At 42.4% G+C, this 24,408-nt stretch carries 27 protein-coding genes; 20 read left to right on the top strand and 7 right to left on the bottom strand.

From position 1 onward, the window contains the following. Positions 1-52 precede the first annotated feature (52 nt). Entirely contained in the window at positions 53-565 is a 513-nt protein-coding gene (locus tag DFO72_RS16585) for a hypothetical protein (RefSeq protein ID WP_113883061.1), read from the bottom strand. 247 nt (positions 566-812) lie between these two features. On the opposite strand from DFO72_RS16585, the gene DFO72_RS16590 reads away from it, so the two are divergent. The 12 genes from DFO72_RS16590 to DFO72_RS16640 all read left to right on the top strand — a co-directional run bounded on the left by DFO72_RS16590 (position 813) and on the right by DFO72_RS16640 (position 13,870). Then, on the top strand, positions 813-1,160 hold the full coding sequence (locus DFO72_RS16590; protein WP_113883062.1) for a flagellar basal body rod protein: 348 nt from the start codon (positions 813-815) through the stop codon (positions 1,158-1,160). Between the two features lie 16 nt (positions 1,161-1,176). Continuing rightward, entirely contained in the window at positions 1,177-1,809 is a 633-nt protein-coding gene (locus DFO72_RS16595; RefSeq protein ID WP_113883063.1) for a PspA/IM30 family protein, read from the top strand. A 189-nt stretch (positions 1,810-1,998) separates the two neighbouring features. Further along, positions 1,999-2,733 (top strand): cell wall-active antibiotics response protein LiaF, encoded by a 735-nt coding sequence (gene liaF, locus DFO72_RS16600; protein ID WP_113883064.1) that lies wholly within the window; start codon positions 1,999-2,001, stop codon positions 2,731-2,733. Further along, the gene (locus DFO72_RS16605) at positions 2,730-3,746 is read left to right on the top strand and encodes a sensor histidine kinase (protein ID WP_113883065.1); all 1,017 of its coding nucleotides are present in this window, start codon (positions 2,730-2,732) and stop codon (positions 3,744-3,746) included. Before liaF ends, DFO72_RS16605 begins: the two co-directional genes overlap by 4 nt. Before the next feature lie 45 nt (positions 3,747-3,791). Then, positions 3,792-4,424, top strand: coding sequence for a response regulator transcription factor (locus DFO72_RS16610; protein ID WP_113883066.1), 633 nt, complete (start codon positions 3,792-3,794; stop codon positions 4,422-4,424). Positions 4,425-4,553: 129 nt separating this feature from the next. After that, entirely contained in the window at positions 4,554-5,504 is a 951-nt protein-coding gene (locus tag DFO72_RS16615; RefSeq protein ID WP_113883067.1) for a cation diffusion facilitator family transporter, read from the top strand. A gap of 174 nt (positions 5,505-5,678) precedes the next feature. Next, on the top strand, positions 5,679-5,813 hold the full coding sequence (locus tag DFO72_RS30425) for an RAxF-45 family protein (protein ID WP_258549820.1): 135 nt from the start codon (positions 5,679-5,681) through the stop codon (positions 5,811-5,813). A gap of 321 nt (positions 5,814-6,134) precedes the next feature. Beyond that, positions 6,135-8,015: a ribosomal protection-like ABC-F family protein gene (gene abc-f / locus DFO72_RS16620; protein ID WP_113883231.1), complete on the top strand. Its 1,881-nt coding sequence runs from the start codon at positions 6,135-6,137 to the stop codon at positions 8,013-8,015. 230 nt (positions 8,016-8,245) lie between these two features. Then, entirely contained in the window at positions 8,246-9,622 is a 1,377-nt protein-coding gene (locus DFO72_RS16625) for a sigma-54 interaction domain-containing protein (protein ID WP_113883068.1), read from the top strand. A gap of 87 nt (positions 9,623-9,709) precedes the next feature. After that, positions 9,710-11,029, top strand: coding sequence for an aspartate aminotransferase family protein (locus DFO72_RS16630; protein WP_113883069.1), 1,320 nt, complete (start codon positions 9,710-9,712; stop codon positions 11,027-11,029). Between the two features lie 12 nt (positions 11,030-11,041). Continuing rightward, entirely contained in the window at positions 11,042-12,409 is a 1,368-nt protein-coding gene (locus DFO72_RS16635) for a YjiH family protein (RefSeq protein ID WP_113883070.1), read from the top strand. 135 nt (positions 12,410-12,544) lie between these two features. Continuing rightward, the gene (locus DFO72_RS16640; RefSeq protein WP_113883071.1) at positions 12,545-13,870 is read left to right on the top strand and encodes a polysaccharide biosynthesis protein; all 1,326 of its coding nucleotides are present in this window, start codon (positions 12,545-12,547) and stop codon (positions 13,868-13,870) included. A 34-nt stretch (positions 13,871-13,904) separates the two neighbouring features. Here the strand turns inward: DFO72_RS16640 and DFO72_RS16645 are convergent, their stop codons facing one another. Further along, positions 13,905-14,579, bottom strand: coding sequence for a TrkA C-terminal domain-containing protein (locus DFO72_RS16645; RefSeq protein ID WP_113883072.1), 675 nt, complete (start codon positions 14,577-14,579; stop codon positions 13,905-13,907). Between the two features lie 58 nt (positions 14,580-14,637). Then, the gene (locus DFO72_RS16650; protein WP_113883073.1) at positions 14,638-14,901 is read right to left on the bottom strand and encodes a hypothetical protein; all 264 of its coding nucleotides are present in this window, start codon (positions 14,899-14,901) and stop codon (positions 14,638-14,640) included. A gap of 203 nt (positions 14,902-15,104) precedes the next feature. Between DFO72_RS16650 and DFO72_RS16655 the strand changes: the two genes are divergently transcribed. Continuing rightward, on the top strand, positions 15,105-16,043 hold the full coding sequence (locus DFO72_RS16655; protein ID WP_113883232.1) for a magnesium transporter CorA family protein: 939 nt from the start codon (positions 15,105-15,107) through the stop codon (positions 16,041-16,043). A gap of 10 nt (positions 16,044-16,053) precedes the next feature. Here DFO72_RS16655 and DFO72_RS16660 read toward each other — a convergent pair whose 3' ends face one another. Then, a complete protein-coding gene (locus DFO72_RS16660; RefSeq protein WP_113883074.1) occupies positions 16,054-17,004 on the bottom strand; it encodes an SDR family NAD(P)-dependent oxidoreductase in 951 nt (316 codons plus the stop codon). 80 nt (positions 17,005-17,084) lie between these two features. After that, positions 17,085-17,657, bottom strand: coding sequence for a TetR/AcrR family transcriptional regulator (locus tag DFO72_RS16665; protein WP_113883075.1), 573 nt, complete (start codon positions 17,655-17,657; stop codon positions 17,085-17,087). Positions 17,658-17,801: 144 nt separating this feature from the next. On the opposite strand from DFO72_RS16665, the gene DFO72_RS16670 reads away from it, so the two are divergent. From DFO72_RS16670 to DFO72_RS16685, 4 genes are all read left to right on the top strand, one after another. Continuing rightward, on the top strand, positions 17,802-18,314 hold the full coding sequence (locus DFO72_RS16670; RefSeq protein WP_113883076.1) for an acyl-CoA thioesterase: 513 nt from the start codon (positions 17,802-17,804) through the stop codon (positions 18,312-18,314). A gap of 303 nt (positions 18,315-18,617) precedes the next feature. Next, a complete protein-coding gene (locus DFO72_RS30585; protein WP_309472964.1) occupies positions 18,618-18,926 on the top strand; it encodes a hypothetical protein in 309 nt (102 codons plus the stop codon). 138 nt (positions 18,927-19,064) lie between these two features. Further along, positions 19,065-20,843, top strand: coding sequence for a gamma-glutamyltransferase (ggt, locus tag DFO72_RS16680; protein ID WP_113883077.1), 1,779 nt, complete (start codon positions 19,065-19,067; stop codon positions 20,841-20,843). Positions 20,844-20,989: 146 nt separating this feature from the next. Next, a complete protein-coding gene (locus tag DFO72_RS16685; RefSeq protein WP_113883078.1) occupies positions 20,990-21,316 on the top strand; it encodes an SCP2 sterol-binding domain-containing protein in 327 nt (108 codons plus the stop codon). A 37-nt stretch (positions 21,317-21,353) separates the two neighbouring features. Here the strand turns inward: DFO72_RS16685 and DFO72_RS16690 are convergent, their stop codons facing one another. Then, entirely contained in the window at positions 21,354-21,854 is a 501-nt protein-coding gene (locus DFO72_RS16690; protein WP_113883079.1) for a GNAT family N-acetyltransferase, read from the bottom strand. A gap of 134 nt (positions 21,855-21,988) precedes the next feature. On the opposite strand from DFO72_RS16690, the gene DFO72_RS29550 reads away from it, so the two are divergent. From DFO72_RS29550 to cls, 3 genes are all read left to right on the top strand, one after another. Beyond that, positions 21,989-22,132 carry a hypothetical protein gene (locus tag DFO72_RS29550; RefSeq protein ID WP_166672509.1) on the top strand — a complete coding sequence of 48 codons (144 nt, stop codon included), beginning with the start codon at positions 21,989-21,991 and terminating at the stop codon, positions 22,130-22,132. A 117-nt stretch (positions 22,133-22,249) separates the two neighbouring features. Then, positions 22,250-22,423 carry a hypothetical protein gene (locus DFO72_RS29555; protein ID WP_166672510.1) on the top strand — a complete coding sequence of 58 codons (174 nt, stop codon included), beginning with the start codon at positions 22,250-22,252 and terminating at the stop codon, positions 22,421-22,423. A gap of 163 nt (positions 22,424-22,586) precedes the next feature. Beyond that, positions 22,587-24,098, top strand: a complete 1,512-nt coding sequence (gene cls, locus DFO72_RS16695; RefSeq protein WP_113883080.1) for a cardiolipin synthase — start codon at positions 22,587-22,589, stop codon at positions 24,096-24,098. Between the two features lie 113 nt (positions 24,099-24,211). On the opposite strand, the gene DFO72_RS29560 is transcribed toward cls, so the two are convergent. Continuing rightward, the gene (locus DFO72_RS29560) at positions 24,212-24,364 is read right to left on the bottom strand and encodes a hypothetical protein (RefSeq protein WP_166672511.1); all 153 of its coding nucleotides are present in this window, start codon (positions 24,362-24,364) and stop codon (positions 24,212-24,214) included. Positions 24,365-24,408 lie beyond the last annotated feature (44 nt).

Here is a 24,408-nt window from a genome sequence, read left to right on the forward strand (position 1 = left end):
AACTTTGAAATTCCGCCTAAAAAACAGAAATTCTGGCTCATGAACCTGCTCACTATTTTTTCTCCTCATCAATCAGCTGGCAGTCTGCTGAGGAATCATCTTTATTTTTATTAAACCAGAGCTTGTACATAGCCTTCCCGTCACTAAGTGTGCCATCTGCCATATCCATTGGCAGCAGGGCGAAAAAGACGTAATAAAAGGAGAAATATACAAATTGGTACCACAGCATGCTAGCATCCAGAATGCCCAGCTGGATTAGGTAATTCACAATAAAAATGCTGCCTATGTTAAAAATAGACCCTCCTAAAAAGATAAGAGATTTGGTCAGTTTATTGCTGTATTTTAATGCTGAAAACTCACATCCTCCATACCAGAAGTAAAACCGTCTAACCTCTAAAAACCTCATTGAGAATAGGATTTTGCCTGTGCCAATAATAACACGGATCCCTCTTCCGCCAAAAATGCCTGCAAAGAATATATGACCTAATAAATGAATCAGTGTGACTACCGGGTAAACCACAAAAAAGGCTTGAATGAATTTCAAAAAATCATCATACCCAAACATTGGAGGACCTCCTTTTCCATAGATGTATGAAAAATCTGCGCTATGCAGCTTCATTATTTGTTTGCCTACCCCATGTGTACCCTGCATTTTTCCCCATTAACGTACATTCTTTTTCCATATTTCCCATCTGGATTGTAAGGGGCCGACCATCTGCTACGTCTCAGGTCTTATTTGAAAATAAAGCTGAGGCTCGTTATAGCATTTACACAATACAGGTAAGATGAAATCAAGAAAGGAGGAAACGAAAATGAAAAAACTTGGATTACTGATAGCAGGTGGAATTGCAGCTATGGTGCTGGTTTCAAATCTTGGACCGATCGTGGGTCTGGCGGTAAGCGCGGCGATTCTATATTTTGTGTTTAAACAATTTTTAAAAGCAGAAAGCACAATGGCAAAAATCGGCTATGGAATCATCGGGTTCATCGCATTGATGGCCACCGCTTCCAACTTCCCGGCAATTTTAGGGCTCGCAGCTGCATACGTTCTATATCTGGTCTATAAAAAGTGGAACGATTCAAGCTCAAGTGTAATGGAAGAAGACAATGACCCTTTTGCTAACTTTGAGAAGCAATGGGCGGATTTAAACAGAAACTAAAAAAGGAGAGATAGATATGGCAAACCTATTAACGAGAATCAAAGATACAGTAATGGCAGACCTTCATGAAGTGTTGGATAAAAAGGAGAAAAAGAATCCAATCGCACTCTTAAACCAATACCTTCGTGAATGTGAGCGCGAAACCGAAAAGGTCCGCAAGCTTTTGGAACGTCAATATACATTGAAAGAAGAGTTCACCCGAGAATACGAGCAGGCGAAAAACCTTGCAGACAAACGCAAGCGCCAGGCAGAAGTTGCATCGCAGGCAGGTGAGGAAGAACTCTATCAGTTTGCAGCTCAGGAGCATATGCAGTATGAAGAGCGTGCCAGCCGTTTGAAGGATCTCCTGAACCAGGCTGTACAGCAAATGGGTGATCTTGAAAGAAAATACGAGGAAATGAAGCATAAACTGAAGGATATGCATATCCGCCGCATGGAGCTGATGGGCCGTGAAAACATCACACGCGCAAATCACCAAATGGATAAGGTGCTTGATCAAAACAATGATAAAAACTTTACAAGATTCCAGGAAATCGAATCCTATCTTGACCGGCTTGAACATCAGGTGAAAAGCTCCTATCACCGGAGCACAATCGATGCCCGCATCGCACAGCTGGAAAAAGAGCTTGAGAAGAAGCCTGTATTGTAATATTTGATATCAAGTCAGAAAAAGTTTGTAACATGCAAAATACAAAAATGAAGCCTGCCTGTATTATCTTTTTCTCAAAAAAGATAAAAACTCTTTCTATTTTATGAACAAAAAATGGTATTCTAAAAAGGCGTAGGGATACTGCGCCTTTAATTGATCATTCCATATACACAAAAGGGGGGATGCCACATGAACTTTAACAACAAAAGCGATTATATGAGCTGGATTATCATATTGGGCATTGTCTTTCTCTTTGTGGAAATAGCCTTTTTTAATAGCGGTGTGATATTCTCTCTTCTTGTGCCAATTGGAATGGTATATATCGGAAGGAAGAGGATGCCTAAGAGCTCCGGAAAATGGCTTTTCTGGCTTGGACTAATTTTTCTGCTTATCAATATTTTCAGCATGATGACGCTGAAATTTTTCCTGCTGGCTATTTTAATTCACTTGCTGATTCAGTTTGGGCAGTCCAAAAAGGAACCTAAACGGATTCAGCCGGAGTTCAAGGAACCGGCAGTGAATCTCCAGAAAGAAACAGTCATAAAAAAGAATCCTCTTTTTTCCAATATATTTGTCGGCCAGCAAAAAACACCTGAGCAAGTATACGAATGGAATGATATAAATATCCAGACCGGCATAGGTGATACGGTCATAGATTTAAGCTATACGGTTATTCCCAAGGGAGAAACCGTTATTTTCATCCGGAACTTCATCGGAAATGTGCAGGTGCTTGTTCCCTATGACGTGGAGGTTAGTGTCAGCCATTCAGCCATTGTGGGTAAGGCCAGAATATTAGAGCATGAAGAATCAAAAATGTTTAACCAGCTCCTTCAGCTTCAGACTCCAGGCTATGATCAATCAGGACAGCGTATTAAGATTTTCACTTCACTTGCAGTCGGGGATATCGAGGTGAAGCGCGTATGAGTATCATTCAGCGGCAAATTGCCTGGGGAGCGGGCATGTCCCTTTTTATTCTTGCTGTCCTGACAGCTTCTTTTTTTACGATGTTTCCTATTCCCGGCTGGCGGGATCTGTGGGAAACGGAAATACTCGATATTCCGTTTATCCTATTTGTGCCGAGCGTAAGCCTGGCTCTTGGCCTGATTTTTGGATTATTGTCAGGCATTTACTGGCGCCGGCAGCTTTTTGCAGTAGATACAATGCTCCATCAGGTGGAGGAAGGACGCCAGTTGGATGTGCAGGAAACAGGTAAAGAATTGCATTCTATAGCAGTCAGGGCCGAAAAGATTCAAAAACATATGACAGATCAGGCAAAGATTTCTCAAAAGCTGGCAAATGAAAAAGCGGAAGATATCGAGAACCGAATGCAGGAAATCGTTTCCCAGGAACGGAACAGGCTTGCACGCGAGCTTCACGACTCTGTCAGCCAGCAGCTGTTTGCAGCATCCATGATGATGTCCGCGATTACTGAAACCCAGCAGGATCCGGAAGAAAGGCAGGCAAAACAGCTGAAAATGGTGGAAGAAATGATCCATCAGTCACAGCTGGAAATGCGTGCCCTGCTCCTGCACCTTCGTCCAGCGGCCCTTAAGGGGAAAAGCCTGCAGGAAGGAATTGAAGAGCTTCTGGTCGAATTGCTTCAAAAAGTAGCGATGGAGATTGAATGGAAGGTAGAGAATTTTCCGCTTGATAAAGGGGTGGAAGACCACCTATTCCGCATCCTCCAGGAAGCTGTATCCAATACACTCCGCCATTCCAAATCGCAAAACCTTGAAGTGCTCCTGATTCAAAGAGATGATTATGCCATTCTCCGTGTGGCTGATGATGGAGTCGGTTTTGATGTAGAGGAAACGAGGGCTGGCTCCTACGGTCTTCAGAATATGTATGAACGTGCCGCTGAAGTTGGCGGAAGCATGAAAATCGTCAGTGTAAGAAACAAGGGAACCCGTCTTGAAGTGAAGGTTCCGATTATGTAAATAATATCTGCTGTTAGGCAAGACTAAATTCTGAGGGTGAGGCCAATGATTAAAGTTTTATTTGTGGATGACCATGAAATGGTTCGGATTGGAGTGTCTTCCTATCTTACGGCACAGCCGGATATTGAGGTTATAGGAGAAGCGGATAACGGGAAAACAGCAATCGATCTGGCACTCGAATTGAAGCCGGATATCATTCTGATGGATCTCGTCATGAAAGAAATGGACGGTATAGAAGCGACAAGAAGAATCATCGAGCAATGGCCGGAAGCTAAAATTATTATTGTTACAAGCTTCCTTGATGATGAAAAAGTTTATCCGGCTTTGGAGGCAGGGGCGACAAGTTATATGCTGAAAACCTCGAAAGCCAGTGAGATAGCTGAGGCAGTTCGTTCGACCTATCATGGACAATCGGTGCTGGAACCGGAAGTGACCGGCAAAATGATGGTGAAAATGAGGCAGAAAAATCACCAGCTGCCCCATGAAGAGCTGACGAGCCGAGAGATGGAAATTCTTCTTTTAATGACACAAGGCAAAACGAATCAGGAAATCGCCGACGAACTTTTCATTGCCTTAAAAACAGTCAAAACACATGTGAGCAATATATTAAGCAAGCTGCAGGTGCAGGACAGAACCCAGGCAGTCATTTATGCCTTCAAGCACTCGCTGGTTAAATAAATGTTGGAGAGCTAATTGTGATATTAGCTCTTTTTATTTTTGCCTATAAGATGAACCGGAAAAAAATGATTCAGAATCGGCTCATGAGGGTAACAATAAAACCAAACAAAAAAATTAGGCGGTGATGAAATGTCTGTGATTGCTTTATTGAAAAAAGGAAACAAATCATCGGGAATGGCAGCAATCGGAAATACGGCATTGGCGATTGCTAAAGGGCTTGCAGCTTTTGCAAGCGGGAGCGGGGCCATGCTTGCCACAACCCTCCATTCCCTTGCTGATGCACTGAACCAGGGTTTTGTATTTTTTGGCAGTGCGCTTGCCGAAAAGGCGCCAACCAAAAGATTCCCTACAGGATTTGGCCGGGTGATCAATCTGTTCGTATTAATTGCCGTTATCGTCATTTCCATCATGGCCTATGAAACGCTACATAAAGGCTGGGAATTAACTCAGCATCCAAAGGAATCAACCGACCTCTGGCTCAATGTAGGAGTTATGCTTCTTGCCGTTGCTGTCGATGGATTTATTTTATTGAAGGCCATGAAAGAAATCGGCCATGAAACCAGGAATCCTGCCAAAGGATTTGGCATTGTGCCTGTTGCTTTTAAAAATGTAAGGCTGGCCTCCCCTCCAACGCGGCTGGTCTTTTATGAAGATATTATTGCGACATTTGGCGCCTTGCTTGCCCTTGTTTCGATATTAATTGCCCATTTTACAGGACTTTACTTCCTGGATGGAGTCGGCACGATATTAATTGGGCTGCTTTTGGTGGGTATCGCTGTAAAAATCGGATTTGAAAATACGCTAGGCCTGATTGGTGTAGCGGCACCAAAAGATATTGAAGACCGGATCGCCCAAATTATTCTCGGAGATCCTCAGGTCGTGGATATTAAACAGCTGCGGCTGATTCAGGAGGGAAGAAGATATCATGTGGAAGGTTACATTGAGCTGGTCGAAGGCCTCACACTTGCCGATGCGGATGATATAAAAATTGGTGTAAGAAATCAGCTGCTTGATGACCCTGATATCAGTGACGTTACACTTGGCATCCTTGAGACAGATCAAATCCAAACGTGGAAATAATATTGAAAAGGAATCCCGCACCAAGGGCTTCCTTTTTTAGCGATTATAACTTTTTCCTTATCCGTGGACCCCTGCTTCTAAAAAATGCGCATTATGCTGGAAAAGTATCCATTGCTTTTAAATTGAAGAAATATTAAAATAAAACTAACTTATTTGAATGGAGGTGGAGAAGAGATGAGTGGAACTGTTTTGGCACGTGGTGAATGGATTGAATTCCTGACTATTTACCGTGCAATTTTTCATGGTTTTGCTGTTTACGGGACAAGTCTGCCCTTTTTTAGCAAATTTCATATGAAAACAAAACAGTGAGAACATCTCTTTAACGCCATTATAAAGAACGGTGAAGGGAGCTTCTTCAAGCGCTCTTTTTTTTATCCCGTTTAATTGTGGGAAGCTTCGCAATAGAAATCTTGATGCGTTAAGCTTCCAATAAAAGTCCGATTAAATGAACTCAGTATAAAGCTGCCGCATTTTGGCAGCAACTGGGTGGCCGGCGCATTGCCCCACAGTTAACTGGGGCCGAAAACCGTCCAGTAAGAGCTTCATTTTATCAGATTTTACCTAGGCCATAGGAGTATGTTTCCTATGGCTTTTTTTATGTATATTTTTATAAATTTGGAGGAAAAATCTATGATTGCATGCAGCGCACAGCAAGTCGGAAAAAGTTACGGCGGAAATACAGTGTTTGAAAATATCTCCTTTGAAATCCATGAGAGGGATAGGGTTGGTTTGACAGGAAGAAATGGAAGCGGAAAAACGACTCTGTTCAAATTGCTCGCTGGAGCAGAAGTCCCGGATACCGGGAAAATTCATTGGAGAAAGGGGTGTGAGATTGGCTATCTGACACAGATTCCGGACTATCCGGCAGGTATGAAGGCAATTGATGTTTTAAAAACAGCTTTTACTTATTTGCTGGAGATGGAAAAAACGATGAAGAAAATGGAAAAGCAAATGGCGAATGAAACGGTTCCGGATCAATTAACTAAACTTATTGGAGAGTACGGAAAGCTGCAGGATCAGTTTGCACTGAACAATGGCTATGAAATGGATAGCAGGATAGACCGCATTTCAAATGGCCTCGATATCAGCAGTCTTCTGAACAAGGATTTCAGCAATCTAAGCGGTGGTGAAAAAACAAAGGTATGCCTCGCCCACATGCTGCTGAAAAGCCCGAATCTGCTTCTGCTGGATGAGCCGACCAACCACCTGGATATAAAGGCAGTCGAATGGCTGGCTGATTTTATAAAGAATTATGAAGGGACAGTAGTGCTCATTTCACATGATCGGTATTTTTTAGATGAAACGGCCAGCAGGATTCTGGATTTGGAAGATGGAGAAATCACCCTTTACCAGACAAACTATTCAGGCTTTGTAAAAGAGAAAGAGGAAAGGCTGATGAGAGAGTTTCATCAATATGAGGAACAGCAAAAAAAAATCAAGAAGATGAAGGAAGCCATCAAGAGGTTAAGAGAGTGGGCCAATCAATGCACCCCGCCTAACGCGGGCCTTCATAAACGGGCAAGCAGCATGGAAAAAGCCCTCCATCGGATGGAGAAGCTGGATCGCCCTGTATTAAACCGCAAAAAAATGAATATGGATCTTGAAGCATCGGAGCGGAGCGGAAAAGATGTGGTCTTAATGAAAGAAGTAAGCAAGTCTTTTGGGAGTAAGCACTTATTCCAAAACGTCAGCATGCACATCCAATTCCGCGACCGGACCGCTATTGTCGGTGATAATGGGACAGGGAAATCGACTTTGGTCAAAATGATTCTGGGAGAGCTGCAACCTGATGCAGGGGAAATTCGGAGAGGGAGCAACTTGAAAGTCGGCTATTTGTCACAGCATGTTTTTGCAGATGCTGATGATCAATCGGTAATGGACGCCTTTAGAGAAGGGCTTGCTGTAACTGAGGGAGAGGCACGCCATATTCTGGCCGGTTTCCTCTTTTATGGCTACACTGTTTTTCGTAAAGTTTCACAATTGAGCGGCGGTGAAAAAATGAGGCTTCGGCTGGCTCAGCTTATGCACAGGGATATTAACTTTCTTATTCTTGATGAACCGACCAATCATCTGGATATCGAATCTAGAGAGGTACTCGAAGAGGCACTGGAAGGATTCAATGGAACCATTTTGGCTGTCTCCCATGACCGTTACTTTATCAATCGAATATTCAGCAAATTATGCTGGATTGATCAAAAAGAACTTCATTACTATGAAGGGAATTATGATCAGGCCAGAAAGAAAATGGAGGATAGATGGAAAGAAGTGATTGAAGCTTCTGCTGTGAAAAAGGCTAAAATAGCAGCTGTTTCTCCGAAGAAAAAGGATAAAATGCAGGAAACAGCGGAATTGGAACACGCAATTGAAAAACTTGAAACAACTCTTATGAAATTAGAAACGGTTCTGGAATCGGAAATGCACCTGGAGAAACTGCAAACAATTTATAAAGAAAAAGAAGAGCTTGAAAAGAAGAGGGAAGTGCTATACGGAAAATTGGATGCTATTTTATAATGGCAAGTGAAGGCTAACAAATCAGTTAGCCTTTATTTATGCATTTTATCGAATTAATATAAATTTAATTCAAATAAACCTTCCAGTTTTCATCTATTTCATGTATAGTAATATACAAATTTGAATAATTATTTAAATCTGAATAATTTTATTAGATTTCTTTTATTAATTAAGATCTTTCTAAAGAAGAAACGCTATTCAATATTGAATAATTTTTTCGGAGGACCCAAATGAACAGCTTTTTCATGGACTGGAATAATGACAAAGAAGTCATATCTTCAATGGAAGAAGACATTATGGTAACCAATTCAGACGGCATAATTATAAAAGTCAGTAAAGGCAGCGGCAGCCATTACGGCGTTGAACCGGAATCTCTCCTTGGCGAATCTGTTTATGATCTGGAAAGAAAAGGGGTCTTCAAGCCTGCGATTACTCCTGAAGTGTTAAAGAAAAAGAAAAAAGTCATTCTGGTGCAAAAAGCCGGCTCAGGCAAAAAGATTCTGGTTACGGGTATTCCCGTATTCAATGAAACTGGACAAATCGAACATATTGTCAGCTATTCCTACGATGTTTCAGAGCTTCTTGTTATAAAAGAATATCTGAACAGTGTCGAAGAAGAAATGGCCAGGGTGAAGAGCGAGCTGGATCTCCTGCGCAATAAGAGCATCAAAATGGATGGCATGATAGCTGACAGTCTGGCGATGAGAAATATAGCCGAAACCATCAGAAGAATCCGGGATGTAGATGTCACAGTCCTGCTCCTTGGTGAATCAGGTGTCGGAAAATCGGCTCTCGCCAAATGGATTCATCAAAACAGTACGCGAAAAGAGGGACCATTCATAGAAGTAAACTGCAGTGCCATTCCGGAATCCATCTTTGAATCTGAGTTTTTCGGGTATGAAGGCGGTGCCTTTACCGGGGCAAAAAGTAAAGGCAAAATGGGATTTGCTGAAATGGCAAAAGGAGGCACGCTATTTCTTGATGAAATTGGCGAACTTTCAGCCCATCTGCAGGCAAAGCTGCTGAAATTCATACAAGACAAGCAGTTTTATAGAGTGGGGGGAACAAAGCCTGTCCACGCAGACTTTCGGCTCCTTACGGCTACAAATAAGGATCTCGAAAAAGCAGTTGAATCCAAGGATTTCAGGCAGGACTTGTTCTTCCGGCTGAACGTGGTGCCACTGAAGATACCGCCTTTAAGGGAGAGGAAAGAGGATTTGTTTGCGCTGATTCATTATTTTCGCCACTCTATCTCCAAACGGCATAATCGGGAAAGGCAGATGGAAAGATCCCTGGTCGATCACTTGCTGCAGCTGGAATGGAAGGGAAACGTAAGAGAACTTGAAAACCTGATGGAGCGGCTTATCGTGACAAGCACAAGCCTGATGATCACGAAAGAGGACCTGCCTTATGAATACCTTATGCAAGGTAAAAAAGATAGTTTTATAGATTATCAGGGACAGTCTCTTCCGGCTATATTGGAAGATGTAGAGAAAAAAGTATTAATCAATGCAAGGAAGCGTTACCGAACCACTACTGAAATAGCGGGCGCCTTGGGGATCAGTCAGCCTTCAGTAGTAAGAAAATTAAAAAAATATGATTGTTAATACATACTTTGGCATGAATATTGCATTAAAGAAAAGCAGAGCAAACATGGCATTTACCATCTAATGCAGGATTCAGGAGGGAAAAGTATGAACGGAGAAAATTGGAGTCATCTTGTCGGAAACATTTCAAACTTATTGGCGCCAAGCATGGCAAAGGACCACCCGAATTTGCCGGTGGTCAAGGCGGAAGGCTGTTATTACTATGGAGTCGACGGAAAAGAGTATTTGGATTTTACATCAGGCATCGCAGTGGAAAATGTCGGACATCGCCATCCAAAGGTTGTACAGGCCATTAAAGACAGTGCAGACCAGTTGGTGCACGGTCCGTCAGGCGTTATTATCTATGAATCGATTTTGCGGCTCGCAGATGAGCTTGGAAGAATTACCCCGGGAAATCTGGATTGCTTTTTCTTTGCGAACAGCGGGACTGAGGCAATCGAAGGAGCTATTAAGCTTGCAAAGTATGTTACGCGGAGACCCTATGTTGTCTCCTTCACAGGCTGTTTCCATGGAAGGTCGATGGGGGCACTCAGTGTATCAACTTCGAAGAGCAAATACCGCAAGTTTCAGCAGCCGTCATGGCTGACCTATCAGCTTCCATATGCGGATGAGCGGGATTGCCCTTATGGTGAAGACCCTGAGGTATACTTCCCTAGAAAACTGGAAAAGGATGCTGAAACACTGTTCAAGCATCAGGTGGACCCTGAAGAGGTTGCCTGCATGATCATTGAACCGGTTCTAGGAGAAGGAGGCTATATCATTCCTCCTAAGAAATGGATGCAGAAGATCAGGGAAATCTGTGATCGGCATGGAATCCTGCTGATATTTGATGAAGTCCAAACCGGCTTTGGGCGTACTGGAGAATGGTTTGCCGCTCAGGCTTTTGATGTTGTGCCGGACATCATGGCGATTGCAAAAGGAATCGCGGCCGGACTTCCGTTAAGCGCAACTGCAGCTTCAAAGGAACTGATGGAAAAATGGCCGCTGGGTGCTCATGGAACAACCTTCGGCGGAAATCCGATTGCCTGCTCTGCTGCTTTGGCTTCTCTTGAAGTACTAAAAACGGAGAATCTTTTGGAAAACGCAAAGCAAATGGGAGAGTATGCATTTAAGAAATTACAGAATTTAAAGTCCGAACATCCTTCAATTGGCAGTGTCAGAGGGCTGGGACTGATGATTGGCATTGAAATAATCGATCCGCAAACCGGAAAACCGGATGGAAAAGCGGTAATGGATATTCTGAACTCTTCGCTTGATAAAGGCGTCCTCTTCTATCTCTGCGGAAATTTGGGGGAAGTGATTCGGATGATTCCGCCGCTTATCGTGACAAAAGAGCAAATCGACCAGGGACTGAAAGTATTGGAAGAAGCACTTTCAGAGCATGAAGCAGTTGTTTTCAATTCATAAGGAGGTATAAGAATGAAAGCTGAGACAAGGATTAAGCCCCAGGCTGCCACAGGAGAGTATTGGAAATTTATCATTCCATCATTAATTGGGTCGCTCCTATTTCTGGTTCCAGTTAAATTTCAGGGAGACGTAACGATTGGTGTTGGGATTTTAGCATCACTATTAGGCAATGCGTTCAGTGAACAGATGCCTGCCATTATCATTTTCATTTTAGGAATATCGGTTATTTTTTCCACCCTGACAAAAGCAGCAAAACCGGCATTTATACTGGATAATAAGTTTTTAAAAGGATTATTTGATACCGGCATTTTTGGATTAACCATGAGAATCCTTGGATTTGCAGTAGGAATCATGACTTTGTTTGAGGTCGGGCCTGAATTTATCTGGTCACGGAATACAGGCGGGGTGGTACTTTACGACCTGGCTCCCGTTTTGCTTACGTGGTTCCTGTTTGCCGGCATCCTTCTGCCGCTTTTAGTTGAATTTGGATTAATGGAGTTCATTGGGGCACTTGTCCAAAAGTTTATGAGGCCATTTTTTACACTTCCCGGACGGTCCTCCATCGATTGCCTTGCTTCCTGGATGGGTGCCGGAACAGTAGGTGTTTTAGTTACAACGAAGCAATATGATGAAGGGTTTTACACAAAAAGAGAAGCGGCGGTCATTGCAACAACCTTTTCGATTGCATCTGTTGCTTTCAGCCTTGTCGTTGCGAATGTGGTTGGCCTTGGCCATTTATTCATCCCTTTTTACTTAACCGTATCTGCTGCATGTGTCGTGGCAGCATTGATTATGCCAAGAATTCCGCCATTATCCCGGAAGCCGGATACTTATTATGAGCCAGTAGGACAGCAGATTGATGAAACCATTCCAGAAGGGGTTTCGAAATTGAAATGGGGATTGGAGCAGGCAATTGATAAAGCCAGGAATGCCCCAGGTCCCAAAAAGCTATTAACCAATGGCATTGAAACCGTTTTGGATATTTGGATGGGCCTGATTCCGCTTGTTATGAGCCTGGGAGCAGCAGCCCTGATCATTGCGGAATACACGCCTGCATTTGAGTTTATTTCATACCCGCTCATTCCTGTTTTGGAGTTTATGCAATTGCCGGAAGCAGGAGCAGCAGCACAAACCATGCTTGTTGGCTTTGCTGATATGTTCCTTCCGGCCGTCATCGGAAGCGGGATTGAGAGCGAGCTGACAAGATTTGTCGTTGCTGGCCTGTCATTAACACAATTAGTATACATGTCTGAAATCGGGATCCTGATCCTGCGTTCAAACATTCCGCTGAGCTTTTTGGATTTATTCGTCATTTTTATTGAAAGAACGGTTATTACTTTACCTGTTATTGTACTGATTGCACATATTTTTGTATTTTAGTTGAAAGGAGGGCGGCATATAGCCAGCCCTCCTTTTCGTTATATTAATTTTCTTAAAAGTTCCAAAAGGGCAATATATTTACGGGGCATGTCTCATATCTTATATTAGAATCTGCATTATATAAGGAGAGGCGTAATGAGTAAATTCTTCAAAGGAGTCATATTGCTTGCACTGGCTGCTTTTGCAAGCGAATGTATAGAGTTTGTGGTGAATATGGTGCTCGCCCGGGAACTTGGGGAGAGGGGACTGGGCATGTACATGTCGATTTTGCCGACCATATTTTTGATAGTGCTGCTGGCTAGTTTTGAGCTTCCGATCTCTATTTCCAAGTTCATAGCTGAAAAGGATAAAAGGTTTCATCTCAGCATGCTCCATCATGTCATCAAGCTGACCATTATCTTTACAGCGGTGTTGGTTCCGATTGCAGCGGCAATCATTCCAGTTGTCAGTGTCTTTAATGAGTACCACCCGCTGCTGAGGTGGGTGGTGATTGGGTTCATCCCAATCGTGTCATTTTCCTCGATTGCCAGAGGCTTTTTCATGGGGAAGCATCAGATGGGGAAAATTGCAGCCTCCAATTTTCTGCGCAAATCCGTTCAGCTTCTGCTGCTCGTGGTTCTTTATCAGGCCTTTCAATTTGATGTCAATACAGCAGTTTTTATTGCATTTTGTACGTTTGTAGGAAGTGAGATTGTTGTTTTTCTCTATTTGCTGAACATGTTTATTATCCAGTATCAGCGCATTAAAAAAGAGCCATCTGAGTTTGTAAGCGGAAGAAGTGTGAGGCAGAACCTAATCTCTGTCTCAGTGCCGACGACTGCTTTGAGAGTTTTCCATGCCCTGACACATGCTGTTCAGCCATTCTTGATTAAGGGGGCGCTTTTAAAGGCAGGAGTGCCGGGAGAAATTGCAACAGAACATTTTGGAATGCTTGCTGGTGTGGCCATGACGATTGGTTTTTTTCCATCCTTCATTGCCCATTCGTTTTTAATCATGCTGATTCCGACAGTCTCTAAAGAATATGCGGATGAAAATCTGGAGGAACTTCGGAGACTTCTTCAGCAGGTATTCTTTGTCACCTTTTTATACGGGATTCCATCGGTCATTTTATTCTATTTTTTTGCACGGCCGCTGACCGAGGTGTTTTTCCACTCCACAGATGCAGCCGTGTATTTGCAGCTGCTGTGGCCATTTTTTCTGCTCCACTTTTTCATTATTCCGATGCAGGCCTATTTAATCGGCCTGGGTCTGATGAAAGATGCGTTCTATCATTCAGTCTGGTCAACCGTTGTTTCATTTACAGCCATGTTCGTGCTTGGTTCGATGCACAGCCTGCAGATGGACGGGATTATAATGGGCATGAATATGGGAGCTGTCCTCCTGGCCATGATGCATTATGTAACAGTATGCAGAAAAATTGGCCTGACACTCTATCTTTCGCCAGCCAAGCAGTTTAACTGAAAATGAGAAAGCATCTCCTGTATGGGCAGATGCTTTATTCTTTTTCCTCAATTTTTTTCCCGAATTTGCTCTCAATCGTTTGTTCATCTCCGTACAGGATAATATGATCACCCTCTTGGAGGTCCGTAACAAGCCGGTCCTTTCTGATCTTTATTTCACCTCTTTGGATATACAGCACATTGATATCTTCGTCTTCTTCAATCAATTCCCTTAATTCTTTATCAATGAAATCGCATGATTCATTGATGGTATAGTCCAAGACATGATCAGTATCATCCGTGAGCAGTGCTTCTCTTATCGGGAGATCGCGAAAATCAAAATGTTCTTCGAGTTCATGCTCCAGTTTCTCTGAAAGATAATCTTTAACCTTTGGCATTTTTAATAGAAAAATAATGATTATAAGGACACCGGCTGCAATAGAAATCTTGGCCGTATAGAATGCATCTGAAAGAAGGTTGCTTATGGCTGATATGATCACCGCCAATGAGAATGCCCCAAACAAAATTAAAAAAGCGCCAACTCTCCTGCGGATTGGATGGTCAATAATCAGCTCCGATTCACCTGTAGTAAATCCCGTTCCTGTAAGCATGCTGATAACCTGGAATCTTGCAATATTCCTATCAAGCCCTGTGTATGTAAAAATCAGCGTATTAATTTCGATAACAGCCAAAACGATTCCCAAATAAATCAGGATGAATAGAACACCCATCTTGCTTCCTCCAAAAATTTAAAATTATGTAAAAAACCTAAGGAAGCCAGTCCTTAGGTCATTGCTGTACGGTTTCGTTATAGTAATTCACTGAATACATGGCACCTTCGTCAACCATCTTATTATCTTCAATATTATGCGGGTCCAGATGGCCAAGCTTTTCTGATGGCACTGTATCATTTAGGAAGCGGTCAGGAAGCATGCCCTTCATTTTAACTGCAAGAGACTGAACTTTATTTCGATTGTTTTTGCTTGCCAATAATAATATGCTCGTAATGCCAACGCCTGCTAACAGATATGGATTTAATGGACGAGAATCCATGATTATGCTCCTCCTTTAACCAATTTGATTTGTATTTCTTGTTCTATATTTACCCGGCATAATTAAATGCAAACATTTAGTATTTATTACATTGTTTCCAGTGCTAGAAATATTTACACCTTATGAATGGTTTTATTCAGGCGGAAAGAAGGGAATTATGTATTAAATATAAAAAGGATACGATGTCAGGAAGGTAGATGGGGATGGAAAAAGAATATAGCGAAGATAACTGGAACTGGTTCCGCTACGATCATTTGGAGGAAATAGATTACCAGAAGGCTGGCGACTATAAAGATGTCTTAAAGGAATGGGCCAAGAATACGTCCGAGAATAAAACAAATGTAATGAAAATTGATACTTCAGTCCGCGATAAGGAATTTATTAGCGGTTCGCTCATTTATCAGCAGAAAACAAAGGAGCAGCATGAAAATAGTTTGTTTCACTATTTTCTGACAAGGGAGTTTCTCATCACCGTCAGCTTTGATTCGTCTGTCATTCAGTCTGATAATTCTATACTTTTGAAAAAAATGGATGATACTCATAGTGCGATAGATGGATTTTTCGTTATTTTGGGCGAGGTTCTAAGTGATAACATCCAGAAGATTGATAAGTTTGAAGTACGGTTAAATGAGCTGTTATGGAAAATAAAAGAGAAAAACAATATTAACCGCCTGGAGGAAATTTATGAGCTCCGTCACCAGATCCTCGTTTGGAAAAATATCATGATTCCAGTTAAGGAAATCAGGCTTGGAGTCGAAGAAACGTTTGGTGAAGGTGTTACAGAAGGAACTGAATTTAAAAGAACCTGCAAGCGAATTGAAAGGGGATATACGCTGGTCCGGGAGTATCAGCAGGAAATTGATGATCTGGTTAATTTCGAAGAAATGGTATCCATGCACCGGGGAAACGAAATCGTGAAGACGCTCACGGTCATTACCACCCTTATGACTCCGATCGCAACCTGGGGAGCGCTCTGGGGCATGAACTTCAAAATTATGCCCGAACTGGAATGGAAGTACGGTTATTTATTCTCCATTATCATTATTATTGCTTCTACAGCAGCCCTCTATATTATGCTTGTTAAAAAAGGCTGGATGGGTGATATCCTAAGGGGAAAAAAGAAGAACTCATTCTTTAAATAAAGGAATGCCGTTAGAATGCGGCATTCCTTTCGTTCAATATATGATCCAGTGTCACTTTAATCCCAGCCTCGTATGGTGTTTTAGGGAGAGTGCCAATTCTCGCTTCATATTTACTGCCATCCAATATAACAGGCGTCTGATTCAAATACATCAATTCTGTATATTCCCTCATCATGGGATCAAAAACACCGATGGCACGAATCATCCATTTATGGACAGGTCTGAAGGTAACGCCTCTGCTAAGATGCTGAGAAACAATACTGGCTATTTCTTCTCCGGTAATGGTTCCTGCTCCAGGGATATTCCAGGCTTCACCGTATGAGTTTTCATTCAAGGCAAGCTCGGCTAATGCTTCTGCTCCATCTTTAATGAAAATGAATTCTCTCGGTATATTGGTTTTGCCGACAAACATACCCTTATTCTTTTCAATAATCTGGCTTAGAGTATAGTGTAGGAGTGTGTTTCCTGTATGAGGGCCGTAAAAGTCAGGGAAGTGGGCAATGATGTATGGCACACCTGAGTTTTTTATCGCCTCAATTAAGGTTTGGCGAAGCTTGCCTTTTTTTGTGTGCGGATTCTTGGGAGAAATTTCGTTTGCAGGGCTGGATTGAAGACCATAGGAGTATATATTATCAGTATATACAAAAGGCTTATGATGTTTGCTGCAAGCCTGCAGGATATTATTTAAGATAATTGAGAGTGTGGGATCCCAGCCCGGATAAGGGATATTGATGGCATGAAAAACAGCATCTGCTTCGGACACTGCTTCCTCAACATCATCTGGATTCAAGGCATCACCAGAATGGATAACAGCATTTTGTCCCCAGCTTTTTTTGAAGTTAAGCAGGTTTTCTTCAGACCTTGCAAAAGCGATAGTTTTAATATTTCTGCGGCATAATGCCTCTGTCAAAGCATAGCCCATTCCGCCTGTTGCTCCTAATACTGCAGCTGTCTTTATCATTTTTTATCATCCTTTTCATTTAATTGACCACTGTTCAATTGAGAAGAAAAATGAAAGAAATGCGATGCGATAACATTTCTTTAACAAGTTGCTTTTATTAAAAATTGGGCATGTGAAGAGGCGAGTTCCTTCACTTCTTCAAATGTTGTTTCCGTCCTGCAATAATGTGTGACAAAGCCATGCAAACTTAGAAAAACAGACCAAATATCCTTTATGGAGAGAGATTTTGGAGCGAGTGAATTAACCGCTTGCGCAAAATGCAGGTAGCTTTTATTTGGTCCTTCATTTAGATAGCCTTTCACATCATCATCATGAATTAAAAACATCAGCTCATAATGCTTTTGATGGGTCAGGCCAAATTGTATATAACGGTAAAAAATGCTGAAAAGCTTGTGTTCGTTGTTTTCTGCAGATTCCCTCAGGACACTGTCGAGAACTTGATCGAGTTTTTGAAAATCGGCTTCAATAATTTCATAAAATAAATGAGCCTTATTTTTGAAATGATAATAGATAGCACCATGGCTGCACTGAAGGGTGTCCGCAATTTTTCTCATGGATGCTGCGGCATATCCTTCCTGAACAAACAGGTTACGTGCTACAGAAATAATTGCTTCTTTTGTTAGTTCGTCATGGGCTGATTTTCTTGGACTCATGGAATCACCTTTCTTATTGAACGCTGGTCAATAAGATTATATGATGAAGAGGATATTTTTGGCAATGTTTTTTTACTATCTATCCAAATTATTTTTATTAGCCAACAGCTTTTGATATGCTTTACTAAAACAGGAGGGAACAACATGAATGAAACCAAAACATGCAGAGAATCTTTTACGGTAAAAACAAGCATCGTGCTTCCGCCAGACACGAATACATACGGAACACTATTCGGCGGCAAGCTAATGGCTTATATTGATGATGTGGCAGCCATCGCGGCGATGAGGCACGGGAGAAGAAATGTCGTAACCGCTTCTACAGATTCTGTTGACTTTCTTCATCCGGTTTATGAAGGCAACTCAGTCTGCCTGGAGGCCTTTGTGACCTATACAGGCCGGACATCGATGGAGATCTTCGTAAAAGTAATTGCAGAAGACCTGCTGACCGGGGACCGAAATGTGTGTGCTATGTCCTTTTTGACAATGGTTGCGGTTGACGAGAATGGAAAGCCGACCCCGGTGCCGACGGTTGTTCCTGAGACAGATGAAGAAAAGAGCTTATATGAATCAGCAAAAGAACGTGCGGAAATTCGCAAAAAACGGAGAAAGGACAGTGAAGCCAGGGCAAAGAAATACGGTACAGGTCTGCCCTGGTAAATAGGGGGAGAAGAATGGGTTCCAGAGTGATGCATAGCATAATCAACAATGAAATTGCATCCAGAATGAAAATAGAGGACTTTTTTACTGGGGGGAATAGCGCCTGACGCTGTTTCTCCCAAAGATCTTTCCCATTTTTATAAAGGGGATACGGATGCTTACACGCGAAGAATAGATTATAAGAGCTTCCTTGATAAATACAGGAGCATCAGCCATTCACCTTACATCCTCGGTTATTACACTCACTTAATTGCAGACCATGTCTGGCTGACAGGCTTCTATCTTCCCTGGCTGAAAAACAGAATGGAAAAAGATGACGAGGTCTTTACCCGTTATCATAATGATTTTAGCCTGTGTAATGCAAAGCTGTCTGAACATTACGGCCCTGTGAAATTTGAGAGGAATGACAGGAACCTGCCAGACTTAGATGAAATTTCTTCCGAACAAGTCAACTTATTTCTTCCATTTGTTTTAAACGATTTTGAATACGATAAAAAGGATGCTGAGAAGCCCCTTGAAGTGTTTACATTTCAGCAGATTGTCGGATATGTTGAAACCTCTGTAGAACTGGGGATTGCAGAGTTAAAGAAACTCTCACATTTAAAAAATTAACTCCTCATATCTTCCTAGCTTGTATTACATAATCTAGTAAAATAGTTTTAACTTTCAGAATATTAACTCTTATTTCTTGATAATCCTTTTCCTTCCTCTTAAGTTAGACGTGTAGAACATAACTGAAGGAGGATGAATATGAGAAGAGTTTTGAAAGCTAGTGTCCTAATGCTTTTAAGTATTTTACTAGTTGCCGGAACCATGCCTTTAACAGGGCAGGCAAAAAAGCCGAAGCCTGATGATGGCTATGGCGGGTATAGCCAGGTTGATGTAGGCAAGGACGGAATGGTGGCTTCAGCCCATCCGCTGGCATCAAAAATTGGGGCAGATGTCTTGAAAAAGGGCGGTAATGCTATCGATGCGGCTGTCGCAGTCCAATTCGCCCTTAATGTTGTGGAACCAATGATGTCCGGCATTGGCGGGGGTGGTTTCATGATGGTCTATGATGGCAAAACGAAAGAAACCACCATTATTAACAGTCGTGAGCGCGCTCCAGCAGGTGCCGCACCAGATATGTTCCTGGATGAAAACGGAAAGCCGATTCCATTTGCGGAGCGTTCAACTGGCGGTACGGCAGTCGGTGTGCCAGGCACATTAAAAGGATTGGAAACGGCTCTTGAAAAATGGGGAACACGCCCTATGCAGCAGCTGATCAGCCCTGCAATTAAGCTTGCAGACAAAGGATTTCCGATAGAATCTGTATTAGCCGATGCGATTGCCGATAATCAGGACAAGCTTGGCAGAACGGCTGCCGGAAAAGTGTTTTTGCCTAATGGTGAACCTCTTGAAGAAGGGGACCTTCTAGTACAGAAGGATCTTGCAAAAACCCTGAAGATGATACGTGCTGGCGGGACGGACGCTTTTTATAATGGGAAAATGGCAGAAGCTCTTGCTGGTGTGGTGCAGGATTTTGGCGGATCGATGACACCTGAAGACCTTGCGGGATATGATGTGACTATTGACGAGCCTATTTGGGGAGATTACCAGGGATATGAAATTGCGAGCATGCCGCCTCCAAGCTCTGGAGGAGTCTTTTTGCTGCAGATGCTGAAGATTTTGGATGATTTTAATCTATCACAATATGATTTAAAATCCTGGGAGAAATATCACCTGCTTGCTGAGACCATGCATCTTGCCTATGCAGACCGCGCCGTATATGCAGGGGATCCTGAGTTTGTAAATGTCCCGGTCAATGGGCTCCTTCACCCTGATTATATTAAGGAGCGCCAGGAACTGATCAGCCTGAATGAAGTGAATCCAAGCCCGGAAGCGGGAGATCCTTGGAAATATGAGAACAGTGAAGCCAATTATGAAGCAGCTGAACAGCCGAACGACCGCCAATACGGTGAGACTACCCATTTTTCCGTAACGGACAGATGGGGAAATGTTGTCTCTTATACCACAACGATTGAACAGGTATTCGGAACAGGAATCATGGTTCCAGGCTATGGGCTGATGCTGAATAATGAGCTGACAGATTTTGATGCAGTACCAGGCGGGGCAAATGAAGTCCAGCCTAACAAGCGGCCTTTAAGCTCGATGACACCGACGATTGTCTTTGAAGATGGAGAACCTGTTCTGACAGTGGGTTCACCAGGAGGCCCAACGATTATTACATCAGTGCTGCAGACGATCCTTTATGCCATTGAATATGATATGGAGCTAAAAGCAGCGGTAGAAGAACCTCGAATCTATACAAATAGCCTGAATTCCTACCGCTATGAAGAGGGCATTCCTTCAGAAGTTATTAATAGGCTTAAAGGGATGGGGCATAGATTCGGTCCGAGTCCGACCACGATTGGAAACGTCCAAAGTATTTTGATCGACCGTGACAAAGGAATTTTCAAAGGTGTGGCAGATTCAAGCCGTAATGGTGCTGCCATTGGTGTTGACTTAAAAGGAAAAAGGGAAAAGTAAATAGGATATGCGAGAATAGCACCTTGTCAGTAAGGTGCTATTCTTCTGACAGGAAATGAATAGTGATTCATTTATCAGCAGGAATGTATGTTTGTTTGTTGAAATATAATTTATGGAGGCATTCATTAAAGAAGGAGGAACCTACCATGGCAGTTAAAGATGAATTAAACCAGCTGGCAGATAAAATGAACGCTGATCCGGTACATATCAAGGATGAGAAAAATCGGGTATTTCAGGTGGACCTTGAAGAAAGCGGCCCTATTCAGATTTTATTAAAGGAGGGAAAAGTCATAGTGGAAGATGGTGCTCCACATGAGCCTGAAGTAACATTAGGACTGTCAGAGAAAAACTTTTCTAAGTTATTAAAAGATGATCTCAACACGACCATGGCATTTATGACAGGCAGCCTGAAAGTAGACGGCAAAATGGGGCTTGCCCTGAAGCTGCAGGAAATTGTAAAGAAATATCAATGATAATAAGGCAGCCCCTAAAACAGGAAGCTGCCTTATTTTATGATAAAAACAGTGCCATCAGGTCTTCATCATAGTACTTTCCATCAATCTTCAGCGCGTGCCTCTCCTTTCCGTAAACCTCGAAGCCGAAAGAAGCATAAAGCTTTTTAGCAGGGATATTTTCAGACATTACAGCCAGGTGGATTTGTTCAACCCCGTCCCATGAGCGGGCTTTTTCCAACGCTTTGCCGACCAGGCCCTTGCCAACGCCGTTCTGACGACCGGACTCTGTAACGTACATCGCATAAATATTGGTTCGATGATTCACTTTCAATCCGGTCTCCCGTACTAAACTGACTACACCTATAAGTTTTCCATTTTCAAATGCGCCGAAGTGAAAGGAGTTATCTGCCTTAAATCTTTCTCCATATACTTCAGGAGGCCTGCCGGCTTCCTCTTCATAACTTGAACCAAATGCTTCCGGATTCATTTTTAATCCTTCTAATCTTATCTCTTTGTAGATTTCAGCATCATCTGGACGCAGAAGCCTAATTTCCATCCTGGACACTCCTTTATTTTTTCCTAACACTTAGATTCTAGTTAACAGGACAAACTCCTTTAACATTTTTCTAAGAAAAGTTTTTTTCTGATTGTATTAGGGAACAGGATAAAAAAAGTACAGGAGGGATTTGAATGTCTCAGGAAAACAGCAAGGACTTAAAAGATATTGTAAAAGGGCAGAATTCCGGGCAGAAACAAGAACAGTCATTAAAGGATCAGGAGCGTAAGCCGGATCAGCAAAACCGTTTGAAGGACCAGGAGAATATGAGGAAATAATTTTAAGAGGGAGCTATGAAGAATAGCTCTCTTTTTAAAAAGGAAAAAAGATTTCCGCCCCGAATGTAAGCAATGGTTTACTCATATTGAATATACATATAAAAAGGGGGATGCAGAATGGGAGTGCTGTTTGGGTTAATTATCGCGACTCTGGCTTTCGCTTATTGGATCGACCGAAGAAGGAAAAAGATAAATAATACGATGCAAAAAGGAATTAGCCCAAGTGATAAACCGGGGGAAAGCACGAATTATACGATGGGTGATAATCATTATACTGGAGGCGGGCAATAACCGTGGAGTTTTGCGTTATCGGCAAGGCTCTTCTTTTTTTCCGTATCATGCTTTCTTCTCCTGAAAATGGGAAAAGCTAAGATTGCCTGGTTTCTATAGGGCTTCAAAAAGGGTATAAGGATACATACATATTGTAACCTTTTTAGATTTGGAGAAGTGGGCTATGAAAAAAAGAAGAGTTGAATCCCTATTTGTTTTTATCCTGATTGCATCAGTGTATACGATGTTTTTTACGGATGCCGGCCTGCCAATAAAAATCGGTGCTGTCCTGCTTTATGCAGCTGTTATTTTTATCAGCGGCTATTCCTTGATGCTCGAGAATCGCAGTCCTAACCAGACCTTGCTGTGGATGTATGTGCTGGTGTTTTTTCCGGTTGCCGGCTATCTGTTTTATTTGTTTTCCGGGCAGCTTTATTTGAAAGGCTATCTGTTTAAAAGCAAAAGAAGCAGAGACAGGGATGAATGGAAAAGGCTGATGAAAAGAGAAGACACGCCTGATATATCATTCCTGCAGGACAGCCAGCACTGCTTTGCAAAATTCGCCAATAATGTGGCATTGACCCCGCTAAGCACCAATTCACGGGCCAAAATCCTTAAAAATGGCGAGGAGACATTTAATGAAATCAAGAATAAGCTGCGTGAGGCAGAAGAGTTTATTCATATGGAGTATTATATTTTCCGCTCTGACAGACTTGGCAAGGAAATCATCAATATCTTGATGGATAAAGCCAGGCAGGGTGTGGAAGTGCTGTTTATTTTTGATGCGGCAGGCAGCATGGGGATTACCCTGGAGGATTTGCAGTCCATGGAGGATGCAGGTATTAAGGTAAGGCCATTTTCTCCGCTGAAGTACGGTTTTTTCAATCAGAAATTCAACTTCAGAAACCATCGCAAGATAGTTGTAATAGATGGAAAGGTAGGCTTTGTGGGCGGATTGAATGTGGGCGTTGAATACCTGGGCGAAAATGAAAAAATCGGATTCTGGCGGGATACTCATATGCTCCTGAAGGGGGAGGCTGTGTACACGCTGCATACGGTCTTTCTCTTGGACTGGGAATATGTAAGCAAGGAAGATGTGCTGGAGGAATACAGAAATGTAAAATATCCGATAGATGATGATGTGCTCGATGGTGCGGTGCAGGTAGTGGCCAGCGGTCCCGACACTCAGCAGGGAATTATGAGTGATTTATATTATTCAATGATATCCTGCGCGACCAGATCCATTTGGATTGCCACTCCTTATTTTGTCCCCGATGAATCCATTCGTACTGCATTAAGGGTGGCTGCGGCTAAAGGAGTGGAAGTGCGCATCCTGGTCCCAGAGATCAATGACAGCTTCCTGACACAATACGCAAGCCGGTCCTATTTTGCTGAACTGCTTCGATATGGCGTCGAGATATATTCCTATAAAAAAGGCTTCTTGCATCAGAAGATCATTATCGTTGACGGAATCCTGGCTTCAATAGGAACTGCGAACATGGATATGCGCAGTTTCCATTTGAATTTTGAAGTCAACGTCTTCCTATACGGTGCAAGCTCCATCCGTGACCTTGTCGCCCAATATGAGGAGGATCTGGAAGAAAGCGAAAAGATAAGCCCTGTCCAGTATTATAAACGCGGATTGGCGGAAAGATCGAAGGAATCCTTCGCCCGGCTGTTTTCCGGGGTCCTATAAAGAAAGTGCCATGAATGTGGCGCTTTTTTTTGTGAAAAACAGCTTTGCAAATAAAGCGGCTGAACTTGCAAATAAAGAAGTGAAATTGCAAATAAATCAGTTGAACTTGCAAATCAATAAGTGGACTGCAAATAGAGCACCAGAATGAGCAAATAGAGCATCAGAACTTGCAAATCAATAGGTAAACCTGCAAATAGACAAAGCCCCTGTGCAAATAGAAATCCAAACTTGCAAATAACCCCATTTAAGTCTCCAGACCGATGCATAATCATCCTCCTTATTGGTCAAAAAAGGAAAAAATCATACTAAA

Source organism: Cytobacillus oceanisediminis, from assembly GCF_004366035.1.
Taxonomy (GTDB): Bacteria; Bacillota; Bacilli; order Bacillales; family Cytobacillaceae; genus Cytobacillus; species Cytobacillus oceanisediminis_C.

Excerpts from the sequence above, each read along its gene's own strand:
- DFO72_RS30585 (WP_309472964.1), top strand. The coding sequence starts at position 18,618 with ATGGAAAAAGATGACGAGGTCTTTACCCGTTATCATAATGATTTTAGC.
- DFO72_RS30425 (WP_258549820.1), top strand. The coding sequence starts at position 5,679 with ATGAGTGGAACTGTTTTGGCACGTGGTGAATGGATTGAATTCCTGACT.
- DFO72_RS16645 (WP_113883072.1), bottom strand. The coding sequence starts at position 14,579 with ATGGGTGTTCTATTCATCCTGATTTATTTGGGAATCGTTTTGGCTGTT.
- DFO72_RS16610 (WP_113883066.1), top strand. The coding sequence starts at position 3,792 with ATGATTAAAGTTTTATTTGTGGATGACCATGAAATGGTTCGGATTGGA.
- DFO72_RS16595 (WP_113883063.1), top strand. The coding sequence starts at position 1,177 with ATGGCAAACCTATTAACGAGAATCAAAGATACAGTAATGGCAGACCTT.
- DFO72_RS16615 (WP_113883067.1), top strand. The coding sequence starts at position 4,554 with ATGTCTGTGATTGCTTTATTGAAAAAAGGAAACAAATCATCGGGAATG.
- ggt (WP_113883077.1), top strand. The coding sequence starts at position 19,065 with ATGAGAAGAGTTTTGAAAGCTAGTGTCCTAATGCTTTTAAGTATTTTA.
- DFO72_RS16655 (WP_113883232.1), top strand. The coding sequence starts at position 15,105 with ATGGAAAAAGAATATAGCGAAGATAACTGGAACTGGTTCCGCTACGAT.
- DFO72_RS16635 (WP_113883070.1), top strand. The coding sequence starts at position 11,042 with ATGAAAGCTGAGACAAGGATTAAGCCCCAGGCTGCCACAGGAGAGTAT.
- DFO72_RS16590 (WP_113883062.1), top strand. The coding sequence starts at position 813 with ATGAAAAAACTTGGATTACTGATAGCAGGTGGAATTGCAGCTATGGTG.
- DFO72_RS16685 (WP_113883078.1), top strand. The coding sequence starts at position 20,990 with ATGGCAGTTAAAGATGAATTAAACCAGCTGGCAGATAAAATGAACGCT.
- DFO72_RS29550 (WP_166672509.1), top strand. The coding sequence starts at position 21,989 with ATGTCTCAGGAAAACAGCAAGGACTTAAAAGATATTGTAAAAGGGCAG.
- DFO72_RS16630 (WP_113883069.1), top strand. The coding sequence starts at position 9,710 with ATGAACGGAGAAAATTGGAGTCATCTTGTCGGAAACATTTCAAACTTA.
- DFO72_RS16585 (WP_113883061.1), bottom strand. The coding sequence starts at position 565 with ATGTTTGGGTATGATGATTTTTTGAAATTCATTCAAGCCTTTTTTGTG.
- DFO72_RS16605 (WP_113883065.1), top strand. The coding sequence starts at position 2,730 with ATGAGTATCATTCAGCGGCAAATTGCCTGGGGAGCGGGCATGTCCCTT.
- DFO72_RS16650 (WP_113883073.1), bottom strand. The coding sequence starts at position 14,901 with ATGGATTCTCGTCCATTAAATCCATATCTGTTAGCAGGCGTTGGCATT.
- abc-f (WP_113883231.1), top strand. The coding sequence starts at position 6,135 with ATGATTGCATGCAGCGCACAGCAAGTCGGAAAAAGTTACGGCGGAAAT.
- DFO72_RS16625 (WP_113883068.1), top strand. The coding sequence starts at position 8,246 with ATGAACAGCTTTTTCATGGACTGGAATAATGACAAAGAAGTCATATCT.
- DFO72_RS16690 (WP_113883079.1), bottom strand. The coding sequence starts at position 21,854 with ATGGAAATTAGGCTTCTGCGTCCAGATGATGCTGAAATCTACAAAGAG.
- DFO72_RS29560 (WP_166672511.1), bottom strand. The coding sequence starts at position 24,364 with ATGCATCGGTCTGGAGACTTAAATGGGGTTATTTGCAAGTTTGGATTT.
- cls (WP_113883080.1), top strand. The coding sequence starts at position 22,587 with ATGAAAAAAAGAAGAGTTGAATCCCTATTTGTTTTTATCCTGATTGCA.
- DFO72_RS29555 (WP_166672510.1), top strand. The coding sequence starts at position 22,250 with ATGGGAGTGCTGTTTGGGTTAATTATCGCGACTCTGGCTTTCGCTTAT.
- DFO72_RS16660 (WP_113883074.1), bottom strand. The coding sequence starts at position 17,004 with ATGATAAAGACAGCTGCAGTATTAGGAGCAACAGGCGGAATGGGCTAT.
- DFO72_RS16670 (WP_113883076.1), top strand. The coding sequence starts at position 17,802 with ATGAATGAAACCAAAACATGCAGAGAATCTTTTACGGTAAAAACAAGC.
- liaF (WP_113883064.1), top strand. The coding sequence starts at position 1,999 with ATGAACTTTAACAACAAAAGCGATTATATGAGCTGGATTATCATATTG.
- DFO72_RS16640 (WP_113883071.1), top strand. The coding sequence starts at position 12,545 with ATGAGTAAATTCTTCAAAGGAGTCATATTGCTTGCACTGGCTGCTTTT.
- DFO72_RS16665 (WP_113883075.1), bottom strand. The coding sequence starts at position 17,657 with ATGAGTCCAAGAAAATCAGCCCATGACGAACTAACAAAAGAAGCAATT.